General features: G+C 45.4%; 12 protein-coding genes. 2 read left to right on the top strand and 10 right to left on the bottom strand.

All coding sequences use genetic code 11. From position 1 onward, the window contains the following. Positions 1–27: 27 nt before the first annotated feature. Together AR337_RS11960 and AR337_RS11955 are read left to right on the top strand one after the other, a co-directional pair. Positions 28–525, top strand: coding sequence for an RNA polymerase sigma factor (locus AR337_RS11960; protein ID WP_059172262.1), 498 nt, complete (start codon positions 28–30; stop codon positions 523–525). Then, a complete protein-coding gene (locus AR337_RS11955) occupies positions 526–2322 on the top strand; it encodes a hypothetical protein (RefSeq protein WP_059172261.1) in 1797 nt (598 codons plus the stop codon). A 347-nt stretch (positions 2323–2669) separates the two neighbouring features. Here AR337_RS11955 and AR337_RS11950 read toward each other — a convergent pair whose 3' ends face one another. The 10 genes from AR337_RS11950 to AR337_RS11905 all read right to left on the bottom strand — a co-directional run bounded on the left by AR337_RS11950 (position 2670) and on the right by AR337_RS11905 (position 14933). Then, complete coding sequence (locus AR337_RS11950) at positions 2670–3833, bottom strand: CamS family sex pheromone protein (protein WP_059172260.1); 1164 nt, start codon at positions 3831–3833, stop codon at positions 2670–2672. 17 nt (positions 3834–3850) lie between these two features. Continuing rightward, positions 3851–5854, bottom strand: a complete 2004-nt coding sequence (gene ligA / locus AR337_RS11945) for an NAD-dependent DNA ligase LigA (protein ID WP_059172259.1) — start codon at positions 5852–5854, stop codon at positions 3851–3853. 43 nt (positions 5855–5897) lie between these two features. Further along, positions 5898–8138, bottom strand: coding sequence for a DNA helicase PcrA (pcrA, locus tag AR337_RS11940; RefSeq protein WP_059172258.1), 2241 nt, complete (start codon positions 8136–8138; stop codon positions 5898–5900). Positions 8139–8206: 68 nt separating this feature from the next. Next, positions 8207–8899 carry a heptaprenylglyceryl phosphate synthase gene (locus tag AR337_RS11935; protein WP_059172257.1) on the bottom strand — a complete coding sequence of 231 codons (693 nt, stop codon included), beginning with the start codon at positions 8897–8899 and terminating at the stop codon, positions 8207–8209. A gap of 165 nt (positions 8900–9064) precedes the next feature. Continuing rightward, a complete protein-coding gene (locus tag AR337_RS11930) occupies positions 9065–9379 on the bottom strand; it encodes a YerC/YecD family TrpR-related protein (RefSeq protein WP_059172256.1) in 315 nt (104 codons plus the stop codon). Between the two features lie 67 nt (positions 9380–9446). Beyond that, positions 9447–10493, bottom strand: a complete 1047-nt coding sequence (locus AR337_RS11925) for a DUF3048 domain-containing protein (protein WP_059172255.1) — start codon at positions 10491–10493, stop codon at positions 9447–9449. 64 nt (positions 10494–10557) lie between these two features. Beyond that, a complete protein-coding gene (locus AR337_RS11920) occupies positions 10558–12300 on the bottom strand; it encodes an adenine deaminase C-terminal domain-containing protein (RefSeq protein WP_059172254.1) in 1743 nt (580 codons plus the stop codon). 226 nt (positions 12301–12526) lie between these two features. Then, positions 12527–13819, bottom strand: a complete 1293-nt coding sequence (purB, locus tag AR337_RS11915; protein WP_059172253.1) for an adenylosuccinate lyase — start codon at positions 13817–13819, stop codon at positions 12527–12529. Positions 13820–13975: 156 nt separating this feature from the next. Next, a complete protein-coding gene (locus tag AR337_RS11910; protein WP_059172252.1) occupies positions 13976–14161 on the bottom strand; it encodes an NETI motif-containing protein in 186 nt (61 codons plus the stop codon). A gap of 88 nt (positions 14162–14249) precedes the next feature. Further along, positions 14250–14933 (bottom strand): DUF421 domain-containing protein, encoded by a 684-nt coding sequence (locus AR337_RS11905; RefSeq protein WP_059172251.1) that lies wholly within the window; start codon positions 14931–14933, stop codon positions 14250–14252. Positions 14934–15211 lie beyond the last annotated feature (278 nt).

The following is a 15211-nucleotide window of genomic DNA, read 5'->3' as shown; positions in this document are numbered from 1 at the left end:
TTTTTATTAGTGAGAGGGGAGGTTCAATTGAGTATAACGTTTATCGATTTATACGATGAGCACTTTGATGATGTTTATCGTTATGTGTTCGTAAAGACAGGCAACAAATGGGATGCCGAAGACATTGTAAGCGAGGTTTTCCGTAAAATTTACGAAAATTGGGGGCGGCGGAACAATCCGGGAAATCCAAAAGCATGGATCCTGGCCATTGCCAGGAATACTGTTATTGATTTTTATCGAAAAAAGAAGAGCATTCTGATTGGGGAAGAAATTGACTCCTATTATCCGCCAGTTCCCTTTGAGGACCCTTTTGTTGAATCAATGGAAATGGAGTGCCTTAAGAAAAGCCTGAACCACCTTTCAAAAGAAGATTTGGAGATTACAAACTTAAGATACTTTGCCAATATGAAATTTAAGGACATCGCCCTCGTTTTAAAAAAGACGGAAGAATCCCTTCGTGTAAAATCCAGCCGGATCACGAAAAAACTCGGCGTCCTGGTAAAAAAATGTTTGGGGGAAACCTAAATGGAAGAGGAAAAGGTTGAACGCTCATTAAATGCCTTGCGGGACCAAATCTCTGTTGACCATTCCTTTAAAGAAAAACTAAGGAAAAATTATGTCAGGAAGCAGAAAATCCTCCGCTGGAATAACCCGTGGATTAACGGGTTGGTTGCCGCAAGCATATTCATCGCGTTGTTCCTTGGCAACCTCAGGGAAGAAGAGGTTAAGGTTAAGGCCGATACACTGAATATTTCAAATGCCATTTCATTTTTTGACATTGGCAGCGGTGAAATCGATGCCTACGCTATCCACGATGACAACCTGTTTGTATCGATTAAACAAAAAGGAATTTTCGAAATTACAGAAGATGGCCTCCATTTGGCAGCAGATGTAACAGCCGAGAGCCTTGGTTTTTCCGATAACGGGGAAAAACTGCTCTTTTCAAATGGAGGCAGCATTTACAGCCTGGACTTGAAGACGAAAAAGAAGGTAACCATTGCTTCCAAGACTTCCAATGCAAACTATTCACTTCCGGAATGGAAAAACGGCGATGAGATATTTGCTGTTAAACAAACGGGTTCCGAAAATGCAATCATAAAGATTGATTTGCTAACGAAAAAAGAAATTTCCATTACAGACGGTTCTGCGCCTGTCTACAGTAAAAAGGAAAACAAATTGGCCTTTAGCCGCGGCGGAAATATACTGGTCAAAGACTTGAAAAACGGTAAAGAGAATATTGTTGACCGGGGAAAAGACCCCGCCGTGTCGGTGGATGGCCTGTACGTTGCCTATATTAAAGAGACCACCAGCTTTGAAGACGTCTGGATTGCCGACCTCGATTTGGACACCCAGAAAAAGGTAACAGCCAATCCTGCCGAAAGGGATGACCCAACCAAAGGAATGTACAGCTATCATTTGCCCAAATGGGATTCAGGGCGGAATACTCTTTTTGTTTTAAAACAGCAGGTAGATCTTCCAATGAAAGTCATGAAAATTTCATTGAGCGAGAAGGAAATGGGCCCGGAAGAAACGGTAGAACAGTACCTTCAGGCTTTGATCAACAGGGATGACGACTATGCAAAAACCTATTTGGATAGTCCGCCTGAATTTCTTACCATTTCAAACCCGCATCAAATCGGGTACCGAATCATCAAGTCGGAAGAAAGCCAAAACACGGCAACGATACATGCTGAAGTTCAGTGGACCTATACAGCTAATGCATATTACCAGATTTCCAACTATGAGTTTAACCTCACGAAAAAGGATGGGCATTACCGGATCACAAAAGTTAACGAGATTTCAAGCAGGCAAATCATCGAGATGCAAAATGAAGTACGGGCCATTCAGGGAGAACAGTCAGAAACGCTCTTTTCCATGGGAGACATACCGAAGGAATACATCACAGCGGAAAATATCCGAATCAGTTCCCTGGCGGAGGTTCCCGGTACCGGGAACATTGTATTCAGCCTTCAGGAATATGACTTGGAGGACCAGAATCCCTCCGTGCAGCTTCTTTCCTTTGACCTGAAAACAAAATCATTCAGTCCAATTGCCAGACTATCATACCCGGGAAAAGACATGACGATTAAACAGCTTTCCGTCGATTCATCTGGCCGTTATGTCGCCGCTGATGTCTTCCCTGGTTTGGAAAGGCCGAGCGTATTCATCTATGATCTAAAGGAAAAGAGCCAGCTTGCAGAGTTCGATCAGGCGCACTCTAACTTTTGGCAGGGTGAAAAGCTGGTCCTCAGGAAAATACAAGACAATGGAGAAGTGCTGTACGAGTACAATCCAAAAACTGGTCAAATAAGCGGTTATTAATTTAAAGAGGCTGCCCTCCAATCCATAGGGCAGCCTTTCTTCTTTTACAAATTCAAGATTAATCCTTCTCCTAAAGGAACAAAATGCGCAAGCGCCTTGGTCAGCCCCGACCAGATTAAGACGGGGCCCGCAGGACGGGCCTGCCCTCCGGAGGGAACCGGCTTAAGACCTCGAGGGGCTAGGCGCTGGAGCTGGATTACAACAACTTATTTCGAGTTATTCACAATGTTCTATTTTATAGTTTCGTTAAAATACAAAAAAGCCGGCCCGGAATAGCCGTTATCAACGGCCTTCCGGACCAGCTTTATTAGTTTGTGAAAAAGATTATACGAATCCACTTGGAATCCCTAATAAATATGCACAAATGGTTCGTCCTGGTCCGCCTTTCTGACGATGAGCGATTCAGGCCCATTGACCGATGTGACGCTGACCGAAACGGAAATGTATTTTGGAAAGTGCTCCATCACCAGGCCGGTTACATACTGGGTAAACCCGATTCCTTCCGCCTTTCCGTAAAATTGAATTGGAATCGTAATGCTTAACTCCTTAAGCTGGCCGTCCACATAATGGGCTTTGCCTACTACCCCATTAAAGTTGGGGAAGTATTTCTCAACGTCCTGCTTGAAGTTATCAAATGCCAACGAATCCTCGCGATATTTATCGCGGGCACCTTTGGAAGGGAACAGATAGTATTTTTCACTGACCTTTTCCCATTTCCCGATATCGGCTCCCTGCTTTACAGTCGTATAGGCGAAAAAGTTCCCTGGAACAACCGATTCAATGCTTGCCTGTTCAAACAAAGCGATTGTAATCGGGATATTCCTCAACTCATCCATGCCACGAAGCCGTTTTAGTACTTCCTGGGCAATCTTTTTTCCTTCCCGTTCCATTACCTGCTGATCAATGGGAACACGGAATGTATCCCCGTATTTTTCCTTTTGATAATAGTGGACAGAATTCAGGGCGAGGCCAATCGCCACTCCGCCGAGCTTGTATTTATCGTTATCCCCTTTTACAAGGAAATCCTGCTCCAGGAGATGGGCCAGATAAATTGGGCTTTTTTTATTCCGGGCTTCAATATCGCCGATACTTTCATCAACCGGATTTAGGCCAAGATTGTCTTCTTCCTTCATTTTTAATTCATCGAGCTGTTTTTTCGTATACTTTCGTTTGAGCCATGCTTCCACAGTATCCCTTTTCAGGATTTGCCCTTCCCTGAATACATACTTATCCGGATCAAACGCGTTCTGGGCAACCCTCATCAATCCCATTTCAAATTCATTGATATCGTAGCGGGTGTTGAGGTTATTGACGGTCAGCCCCCTCGCCCCACTCGGTTCAAATCGGAGGAGTGTCTGATAATATTTATCTGAAATCTTGTATTTTGGAATTATTGCCTTTTCCTTCGTGTTTTTGACTTGGTCCACGACTTCCTCCCGCTGTTCGAAGTTGGGTGCGCAGGCACCCAGCAGAAGGGATAAGGAAAGAAGCATGATTGATAACTTTCTCACGTTTCCTGCACCTCTTACTATTCGATTTCCTCGAGCAGCCTCTCTTCGTCCCAAATTTCAATGCCCAGCTCCTGTGCTTTTGCGAGCTTGGATCCTGCATCTTCTCCGGCAATGAGGATGTCTGTCTTTTTGCTAACGCTGCCGGCTACATTCGCGCCGAGAGCTTCCAGCTTTTCTTTCGCTTCATTCCGGGACATTCTTTCCATTTTTCCAGTCAGGACAACCGTTTTTCCGGCAAAAATTGAATCTGATGACTCAACCGTCGTACGTTTCGGACCCTTGTATTCCATATTAAGGCCGGCAGCCTTCAACTCCTCAATCAGTTCCCTGGCCTCTTCCTGTTCGAAAAAAGCCACGATTGAGCTGGCCATTTTTTCGCCTATTTCATTTATGGATGTAAGGTCACTTTCAGTTGCCGCTGCAAGCCTGCCCATTGTTTCAAATTCCTGGGCAAGTGTCTTCGCCGCCTTTTCGCCTACATGGCGGATGCCGAGTCCAAACAAAAGCCGTTCCAGCGAGTTATCTTTGGATTTATCAATCGCTTGAAGCAGATTGTTTACACTCTTTTCCCCCATCCTTTCGAGGGCAAGCAGCTCCTCGGCGGTCAGCTTGTAAATGTCAGCCACATCCTCCACAAGCTTATGGGCAAACAGCTGGGAAATGACTTTTTCGCCTAGCCCGTCTATATTCATCGCATTTCTTGAGACAAAGTGGATCAGGCCTTCCCGGATTTGCGCCGGGCATTTCGGGTTGAGGCATCTTAATGCTACCTCGCCCTCTAACCGGACAAGGTCGCTTCCACATTCAGGGCAATGAGTTGGCATGAAGAAATCCGTTTCATTGCCAGTCCGCTGCTCAGGAAGGACGTTGACAACTTCAGGAATGATGTCACCGGCCTTTTTTACAACAACTTTATCGCCAATCTTCAAGTCCTTCTCCCTGATCAAGTCCTCATTATGCAGAGAGGCGCGCTGGACAGTGGTCCCGGCTACCCGGACCGGCTCAAGGATGGCCGTTGGGGTGACGACACCCGTCCGCCCTACGCTTAGCTCAATATCCAACAGGGTAGTGACCACTTCTTCGGCGGGGAATTTGTAAGCAACTGCCCATCGCGGGCTCTTTGCCGTTGTGCCAAGCTGTTCCTGCTGATCGAGTGAGTCCACTTTGATAACAATTCCGTCAATGTCATAGTCAAGGTTCGGGCGCCTCTCCACCCAGCCGTTTACATAGTCGATAACCTCTTCAATGGTTGCGCACCGGCGCCGTTCCCTATTTGTTTTAAAGCCAAGCCTGTCCAGAAAGTCCAGTGCTTCGCTATGTGATTCGATTTCCAGCTCTGGCGCCTCGGCCAATCCGTATAGGAAAACATCAAGCTTCCTGGATGCTGCAATGCTTGTATCAAGCTGCCTAAGCGACCCTGCCGCCGCGTTCCTTGGATTCGCGAACGGCTCCTCGCCCCGCTCTTCTTTCAATTCATTCAGCTTTTCAAAGGATTTCTTAGGCATGAATGCCTCTCCACGGACTTCACATGATACATTTTCCCTCAGCTTGAGCGGGATTGACTTTATGGTACGCAGGTTTGCGGTAATATCCTCTCCTGTTGTCCCGTCGCCTCGAGTGGAGCCAATCGCGAATCGCCCCTCCTCATAGGTAAGCGAGACGGCAAGCCCATCTATTTTTAACTCGCACACATAGCTGGCATCATCTCCAGCTGCCTGCCTTACCCTCCTGTCAAAATCACGGAGATCCTCTTCATTAAATGCATTCGCAAGGCTTAGCATCGGAGTTTTATGCCGCACCTTTTCAAACATGTCGAGGATGGCGCCGCCAATTCTGACGGTTGGTGAATCAGGGGTTTTGAATTGAGGGTAACTTTCTTCGAGTTCAATCAATTCACGAAGGAGCCGATCATATTCCGCATCCGGGACTGACGGTTTATCGAGAACATAATATTCATATCCATATTGATGCAGCAAGGTCTGCAGCTCCCTGATTTTCATTTCGGCTTGTTGCAGGTCCATCCATCAATCCCTCTTTTCGTAAAATTCAATCGTTTAATACACGCTAAACTTTTTTGACAGGGGCAAACTTTGCCAGGAGCCGTTTTACTCCCACGGGACTTGGAAAAGCAATATCAAGTTCCATTCCGTCTCCCTCGCCCCTTACGCCTACAACCGTGCCGATTCCCCATTTGCCATGCTCAGCCTTGTCGCCTGCGCGCCAGGCAATCGACTCCCCTCCCGAAGCAGCCGGGCGAGTGACCGGTTTTCGAATTGTTGGCTGTTGATTTACAGCAACTTGGCGAGAAGGTCCAGCGTTTCCAAACCTGCCCACTGAAGGACTGAATCTTTTCTCCGCTATTTCAATGACTTCAAGTAAATCGGAGGGAATTTCCTTAATAAACCTGGACGGAGGATTCATATTCGTCCGTCCGTACAGTGTCCTCAATTGGGCGTTTGTTATAAATAAATACTCCTCTGCCCTGGTGATGCCAACGTAGGCAAGCCGCCGCTCTTCCTCCATTTCTCCCTCATCAACCAAAGATCGGTTATGAGGGAAGACCCCTTCCTCAAGGCCTATTAGGAATACGACAGGAAATTCAAGCCCCTTGGCGGAATGAAGTGTCATCAACGTCACCTTTTCAGTTTTCTCCGGCTCGTCATTCATCGAATCGATATCGGCAACAAGGGCCAGATCTGTCAAGAAAGCGACAAGCGTCTTATCCTCGCTAGTCTCTTCAAAACTTTTTGTAACAGAGAGCAATTCCTCAAGGTTTTCCATCCTGCTCTGAGCCTCAAGCGACTTCTCCGCCTGGAGCATGTCCATATATCCTGATTTATCCAATAAATCTTCCACGATTTCGGTTACAGAAAGGAATTCCTGCATCCTTGTGTAATTGGCGATGATGTCACGGAATTCGGCTGCGGCTTTGGCCGTTTTTGGGCTAAGGCCGATCAGTTCCACAGACTCAAGCGCCTGGTAGAGCGTCAGGTCATGCAGATTGGCAAAATCAATGATTTTATCAACCGACGTCGCCCCGATTGCCCGCTTTGGCACATTGATGACCCGAAGCAAGCTGATGTCATCGTCCGGGTTGGAGATAAGCCTCAAATAAGCAAGAATGTCCTTGATTTCTTTCCTGTCATAGAACTTGATGCCGCCGACAATCTGGTAGTCAATGACTGACTTCAACAACACTTCTTCCATGACACGCGACTGCGCGTTTGTCCGGTAGAGGATGGCGATGTCAGATGCGCTGTAATCGCCGGAATCAACAAGTTCCTTGATTTTTCCGGCAACAAATTGCGCCTCGCCCTGTTCACTGTCTGCACGATAATAGACGAGTTTATTCCCTTCCTGGTTCTCCGTCCACAAATTTTTCGGCTTCCGGTTCATGTTTTTGGCGATGACTTCGTTAGCCGCCAACAAAATCCGTTTGGTCGAACGGTAATTTTGCTCCAGCAAAATGACCTTGGCATTCGGATAATCCTTCTCGAACGAGAGGATATTCGCAATGTCTGCCCCGCGCCATTTGTAAATTGACTGGTCCGAATCACCGACAACGCACAGGTTCTTGAATCTAGCCGCGAGCATTTTAACAAGCATGTACTGCGCCCTGTTCGTATCCTGGTACTCATCGACATGGATATACTGAAACTTGCGCTGATATTTTTCAAGCACCTCGGGAACCTGCTTGAACAGTTGGATTGTCAACATGATCAAATCGTCAAAATCGAGGGCATTGTTTTTGCGGAGCCGCTTTTGGTACTCCTTATATACGTTGGCGACCTTCTGCTCTATGTAGCTTCCGGCAGCATTTTCATATTCGCTGGGACCAATTAATTCATTTTTAGCCGAGGAAATCGAGCCAAGGATTGCCCTTGGGTCAAATTGCTTTGGATCCATGTTCAGATCCTTTAGGATACCTTTAATAACCGATTGCTGATCGGTCGTGTCAAGGATGGTAAAGTTACGGTTAAATCCAAGACGGTCAATATCCCTTCGCAAAATCCGGACACACATCGAGTGGAACGTCGAAATCCAAATTTCCTCAGCGACTCCGCCCATCAACCTCGAAATCCTGTCCCTCATTTCGCGGGCGGCCTTATTTGTAAAGGTGATTGCCAAAATATTGTAGGGATTGACCGACTTTTCGAGCATCAGGTACCCTATCCGGTGGGTCAAAACCCTTGTCTTGCCGCTCCCTGCTCCAGCCATGATCAGCAAAGGGCCGTCCGTTGCCTTAACAGCCGCCTGCTGTTCGGGGTTAAGGCCCCCAAGTAATTTATCCTTCAGGTATTGCATTCTCTCCACCGCCTATAAGAAAACATATGTTCTGTTTTTATTGTAAGCTCTTTATCCTAAAAATGCAGCTATTTTTCAATTTTCACTGCTTTGATTGTTTCAAGCGCTTTACTGAGGTCTTCATAAATAACATTACCAACAACAATGACATCTGCATGTGCTGCCATTTCTTCAGCCTGTTCCTTTGTACGGATACCGCCTCCATAGAAAAGCACTGCTTTATCAAGGCCACTTTTGGCAGCAGCTGCCATTTCCGGATTGCCATATGTACCACTGTATTCGAGGTAAAATATTGGCATGCCGAACATTTTTTCCGCCATCATCGCGTAGGCCCTAATGTCTTCCGGAGACAATTCCGTGTCAGCCTGTGTCAGCCTCGCTGCCTTGCAATCCTTATTGAGGATAACATAAGCTTCCATTGCGAACTCTTCCCAGTCCATTATATCCCCAAATTCCTTGACCGCTTCAAAATGCAGGCCGTTAATCCATTTTGGGTCCCTGCTATTCAGGATGGATGGGACAAAATAAAGATCGAATCCCGGCGTAACCGATTCAAGGTTCGAGACCTCCAGGACGCATGGAACTGTAAAGCGGCGAATTCTTGCCATCAGATCAAGAACCCTTTCCAGTGTCACCCCGTCCGTTCCGCCGACAATCACCGCATCGGTGCCGGATTCACAAATTGCCTCCAAGTCTGGATCCGTTATCTCCCTGGCCGGGTCAAGCTTGAACACATGGCGCCACTCACGAAAATCGTACATGCAAAAAATCCTCCATTCACTATTCCATTAGTACATTATAACATTTGCCAAAACGATAAAAAAAGAAAACGAAGGAAAAGCCGTTGTAGAAATGATAACCAGTTAGGGAGGAGACCCACATAAATAAAAGAAAGCCGAAGCTTTGCCCCGGCCTTCCATCGTTGTTTATTCTTCTGTACCCGTTACAGCGGGCTCCGTGACCCTGTCTAGGACCATTTCATAAGCATCGTTCCCGTAGTTAAGGCAGCGCTTAACCCGTGAAATTGTCGCTGTGCTTGCTCCTGTTTCTTTTTCTATCTTGTGGTACGTCTTCCCTTCACGCAGCATCCTCGCCACTTCAAGCCGTTGGGAAAGGGACTGTATTTCATTCACCGTGCAAAGATCATCAAAAAAGCGGTAGCACTCCTCAAGATCTTTCAATGTGAGGATTGAATTGAACAGCTGATCGAGTTCTTTTCCCCTTAGCTTATTGATTTGCATATTGTTTTACCCCCTTGGAATAAAAAATGTATATTGCCGTTCTCTTGTATAAGAATTAGTTAGAAATTCAATTTTCTTCAATGGTGACACTTTTGGAGAGTCCTGGATTCGATGGAATAATATTAACCCAGGTTTTCCCTGGGACAAGGCCGGCCTCGTTCCCACTATTTACAGGAATAATCCTTCCCTCGTCATTCACCCAGTCAACCTCTGTAAGCTTTCCTTTTTGCAAAAGGTATCCTTTGCCCCCGCTTTTCAAATCGATATCACGAAGACCGCCCGGCCCTGCAGATGTATGGACCATTTCCACGATGAGAACATTGTCTAGCAGGATTGGTTGCTTCGATTCCAAATCAGCCATTAGCTCACCATTGATGTACCGCTTATATTTTCCGATTTCAGGATCGTATTTATATGTCGGGGAATACCTTTTCGTTCCATACGACACAAACGCCGAAAGCGCAATCCTGCCTTCGATGTTCGCAACCTCCTGCTCCGTAAGGAACTTAAAGGGCTTTGGTGCAGGGGATAGCTTAAAGCCATTCCTTTCGGCGCCCTTGACCATATTTTCATAGGGAATGTACGAATTGTGCGGTGGTCTCCTGAAACTTGCCCTTTTAAAAAGTGTCCCATCATAAACCATGCCATTCAGGTTATCGATATAACCTGAATTCAGCATTTTCTTTGCTTCGACACTATAACCGTGAGCGATAAAGATGCTATCAAGCCCTTTTGCGATTTCGACGTAATAATCCCTTGCGCTTCTGACAGGCCCAATGGTTTCAGGCTTTTCGCTCTGGTAAATAGCAAGGAATCTGGTAATGTCCCCTTCAGCAAGCAATTCATAGACAATATCCGCCTGGTTCAATCCAGTCTGCGGGCGGGCCTTTGGAAAATTGTTGACTACAACTGAAAATGCCCTATTATTCGGTTCTGTTTGTGAACCAATTCCTGTAAGCGGATATGAAAAAGGAAGTTCTTGTACCGGATGTTCCACCTTTTTTGCGGCTACAGCTTTTTTTCCGCCCTTTGCCAAATCCTTCGGTGGCGCCTTGTCGCTGCATGCAGATAACAGCAACAACATTGCTGCCGCCGCCAAAGACCATTTCCTCATCCTCACACCCCTGTTTGTGCATCTATCTGTCTAAGCCGTAATATTCTATGTTCACTTTATTATTTTAACGCATTATTGACGGAAAGAGTACCATTTTATTCATAACATCATACATTCCTTGCTGGGTAATCCGGATATATGGCAAATGGGTCGAAGAAAAGAACAGCAGGCTATAGATAGGGTCCGAGTAGGCATAACCCCTCTTTCGCAAAACTTCCAGCAGGACTTTTTCAATATCCATGAGTTCCTCAAGCGGCAGCTCGGTCATCAATCCCCCGATCTTTAACGGCAGCTCGCATATAACCTGCCCGCCTTCAGAGACAACAATTCCGCCGCCTATTTCCTTCATCCGGTTAAAGGCACAGAGGAGGTCGGCTTTGCTTTTGCCAATAAGGATAATGTCCCCAGTGTTCGAGAAAGAGCTGGCCATTCCCTGAAGCCTGTTGGCAAATCCTTTTAAAAGGGTATTGATCCGCCACTTCCCATGCCGGTCTATCAGCATAAAGAAGCATTCATCATGGCTGTCAGATAACTGGTCCCTTGAAACCTCAAGCGAAATGGAATAAGGCTTTGTAATGACGGCATTCTCCATTTTAATCCCAAAAGGCATTGAGAACTGAAGGTCATCCGGCGTAAGCTCCCAGTCGAGACGGAGCGGATCCAGTCCATACTCATTCCAATCCAGGCTGTTAAACGAATCTCTGATAATTTCACCATCCCGTTTGACCCATTTTCCTTTTGCCAGGACGGAAACCGGGCATGGCTCCTCCATGCTTGAGAGGATGTTGATGTTGGCAATTCTTCCAGTTGCGATTTTGCCATGGATATGGCTAATATTGTAATGCCTCGCCGGATTGATTGTCGCCATATTATAAGCATCAATAACCGGGATGCCCTTATCAATTGCAATTTTGATCATTTGATCGATAATCCCGTCCTTGTAAAACCCAGATGAGGATCCATCCGTCGTAAACAGCAAATGATCATAAGCTGTAATCCCGAGCCGTTTCATATCATCCAGCAGATTCGGCAAGTCCGGGCGGATGGATGAGTGCCTTAGGGAAACGGTATATCCGTGCATAAGCCTGTCAAAGACTTCCTTCCCTGTCATAGCTTCATGGTCGGAATCTGCGCCTAAAAGCATCATTTTTGCCAGAGTTTTCTCTGAAGCTCCGGGAAAATGCCCTTCAATTTGCTTTCTCATCCTTTTCGCTTCCTGTATCCAGTGGAGCATCATATCATCGCCTGCAAGCAGTTTCGGCCAACCGGTCAGTTCTCCACCCTGCAGGACTGCATCATGCTCCAGCCACGATTTAATATGGCTATGGGAAAATACCTCTTCCTCATTCAGGATTTCTGTCTGGGGATCGAACCGGCACCACCAGAACATACTGGCAGGGATGCTCCGCAAATCCTTCATCAACAAAAAAGCCCGTTGCTTGTTTAGATGCAGCACCAGTGACATATTATCATTAATAATAGTGGTGGTACCCCTCCCTGATGCATAAGCAGCAAAAGAGTGAGGATTGTATAATTGAAACGGATGGGCATGCGGCTCTATATAACCCGGTACAATGAATTGCCCCGAACAATCGATTGTGCTGCAATTCACAAGTTTCTCCGGCATTTTATCGCCTACATACACAATCCTGTCATCATAAATCCAAATATTCGCCTCCATCCATCTCCGGAACGTCTGGTTAAGGTAGGTTGCGTTTTTTAGGAGGATTGTCGGCGAAAGCTTGCCGTCCAAGACATCAATATGCTCCCGCAAATGTTTGTTTTTCCATCTGTAGCGCTGCTCCATTTAATTCACTCCCTTTAACAAGAGGATCTCTATTTAAATTTAATTATTTTAAGAAAGCCCTTACATTTTATATTACCATATTCTATCATTTCATGGAGAAGTGAATTGCAGAGTAAATTAACTATTTGTGAATTGTTGAGCAATTTTAAAAGAAAGGTCTACCAAAATAAAGAAAGCATTTACCCTGGACCGGATAAATGCTTCACTCTATTACTCCATTAATTCCCTACAAGCCGAGCCTATCGAAAATGGTATCCACATGCTGAAGATGATAGCTGTAGTCAAAGCAATCATCAAGTTCCTCGGCTGAAAGATACTTTGTAATCCGTTCGTCCTCATCAAGGAGATTTCTGAAATGAACCTGTTTCTCCCAGGCCTCCATTGCCCTTGGCTGGACTGTATCATATGCTTCTTCGCGGGAAAGGCCTTTTTCAATCAATGCCAGCAACACCCGCTGCGAATAAATCAACCCGAGGGTCCGATCCATATTCCGCTTCATGTTTTCCGGATAGACTGTCAAATTTTTGATGATGTTTCCGAACCTGTTAAGCATATAATTCAGGAGAATCGTTGCATCAGGCAGGATAATTCGTTCAGCGGACGAATGGGAGATATCCCGTTCATGCCACAGAGGGACATTTTCATACGCCGTTAGCATGTGTCCACGGATCACCCTTGAAAGTCCGGCCATGTTTTCCGAACCAATCGGATTGCGTTTATGCGGCATTGCGGAAGAACCCTTCTGCCCCTTTGCAAAAAATTCCTCAACCTCACGGGTCTCGCTTTTTTGCAGGCCTCGAACTTCCACCGCGAATTTTTCAATTGACGTAGCAATAAGCGCTAGTACAGACATATAGTTGGCGTGCCTGTCCCTTTGTAGCGTCTGTGTTGAAATTGGAGCAGCCGTGAGGCCAAGCTTTTCACATACATACTTTTCGACAAAAGGGTCAATATTCGCATATGTACCAACTGCACCTGAAATTTTACCAAACTCAATGCCTTTTGCCGCATCATTGAAGCGATCTAAATTACGCTTCATTTCTTCATGCCAGAGGGCAAGCTTCAGTCCAAACGTTGTCGGTTCAGCATGGACTCCGTGGGTTCTCCCCATCATAACCGTATATTTATGTTCCTGTGCCTTTTCTTTTAAAATGGCAATAAAACGTTCAATATCCAACCTGATAATTTCATTGGCTTGCTTAATCAAATACGAGAGGGCTGTGTCAACAACATCGGTCGATGTAAGGCCATAATGGACCCATTTCTTTTCCTCTCCAAGCGTTTCTGATACCGCTCTTGTAAACGCCACTACGTCATGCCTTGTTTCTTCTTCAATTTCTTTAATACGGTCCACATCAAACCTGGCATTTTCACGGATTTTGCGGACATCCTCAAGAGGGATATCCCCAAGTTCAGCCCACGCTTCACAGGCAAGTATTTCAACCTCAAGCCATGCCGCAAAACGGTTATTCTCTTCCCAAATTTCAGCCATTTCCGGCCTAGAGTAACGGTCAATCATTGCGTTTCCCCCTTTTTATGGTAAATTACATTTCCTCCATTGGCCCAGTTGCACTGTCGGTTATGGGCAAATCCATTCCTATCTTATCAGCCTTGCACAGAAGCTGTCAAACCAATTAGCGAACGTTTTTGAAATTATTATATTAATTGTTCGTGTTTATTTATCTTTTGGTTTTCCTTCGAATAGGATTTGCCTTCCAGCCGGGACAACCTCATTTCCTTGCTCCTTAAATACTGGTTTTTCCATTCTTCTCACTGGGACATACCCCTGCTCCTCCATCCGTTTAAGACAGCTATCAATGGTCTCATTATCCTTAACCTCAAATATCATTTTTTTCCCCATACAAATCTCCCTCTCATTTTTTTCTTATTATACCCCAATCTTTCCAAACGAAAGGAAGTGCAGGGGATTTACCTGCACTTCCAATTGCCTATTGCTCTTTCTCATATACCTTTATATAAAAGCCCTCCTGTGGCGACCATTCGGCATAATAAACTTCCTTAATTGTTGATATGCCTTCTTTCTCAAGCTCGTCCCTAAGCCACTTTTCATCCTTGCCGGCTTCCTTTAGATCCTCTTTATTGATTTCCCCTTCATCAATCAACAATAACGAAGGATCCACATCCTTGGCCTTTATATTCAACATTTCTGGAGTCACCGTATCAGCAGAGGCTTTTTTCATTATGCTGATTTGTCCGCCTGTTTCCATGAAGACATATTTTACTTCTTGTAATGAGAATACTCCCTGGGAGCGAAGAAGCGCCCTAAGTTGTTCCATTTCGAGCTGATTTTTTTTCATTTCCTTATGGTTGATTTCTCCATCTTTAATTAGTACGGATGCCTTACCAGTAAGCGGGGTTCGTATCCATTCGAATTTTTCGGAAAGCTTCTCTACAATAAAACTGAGGCTTCCCCATACTGCTACCCCAAACAAAACATGAAAAATGGAAACTTTTTCGTCATATATGGATTCCTCAATAATTCCACCTAATAAAATAGCAAAAACAAAATCGTAAGGGGTGAGCTGGGACATTTCTTTTTTGCCCAGTAGCCTTGTTACTACAACCAAGGCAAAAAAGCCCACTCCCAGTTTTAAGGCTATGGTACCATACATAAAGTTGTCCTCCTTCTCTCTTTCTGTCCATTTACCCATTTTTCAGGGAGTTAATGTTACCTCCTTTTGGCAAGTATAAGGAGTTTATCAGTTACGAGAAGGCAGGGTAATTTTGATACCTTTAAAAAGAATTATGCTTAAAGCTTTTTCATTGAACCATTCATGTTACGTGGAAACACAAAAAAGGCAACCCTATATAAGGTTGCCTTTCGCGTTGCCCGGCAGCGTCCTACTCTCACAGGGGCAAGGCCCCAACTACCATCGGCGCTGAGAAGCTT

It is taken from the genome of Bacillus sp. FJAT-27445, from assembly GCF_001510665.1.
In the GTDB taxonomy this organism is placed as follows: Bacteria; Bacillota; Bacilli; order Bacillales; family Cytobacillaceae; genus Bacillus_D.
Note: the sequence above shows the minus strand (reverse complement) of the source record. Positions and strands in the feature narration are given on the sequence as shown.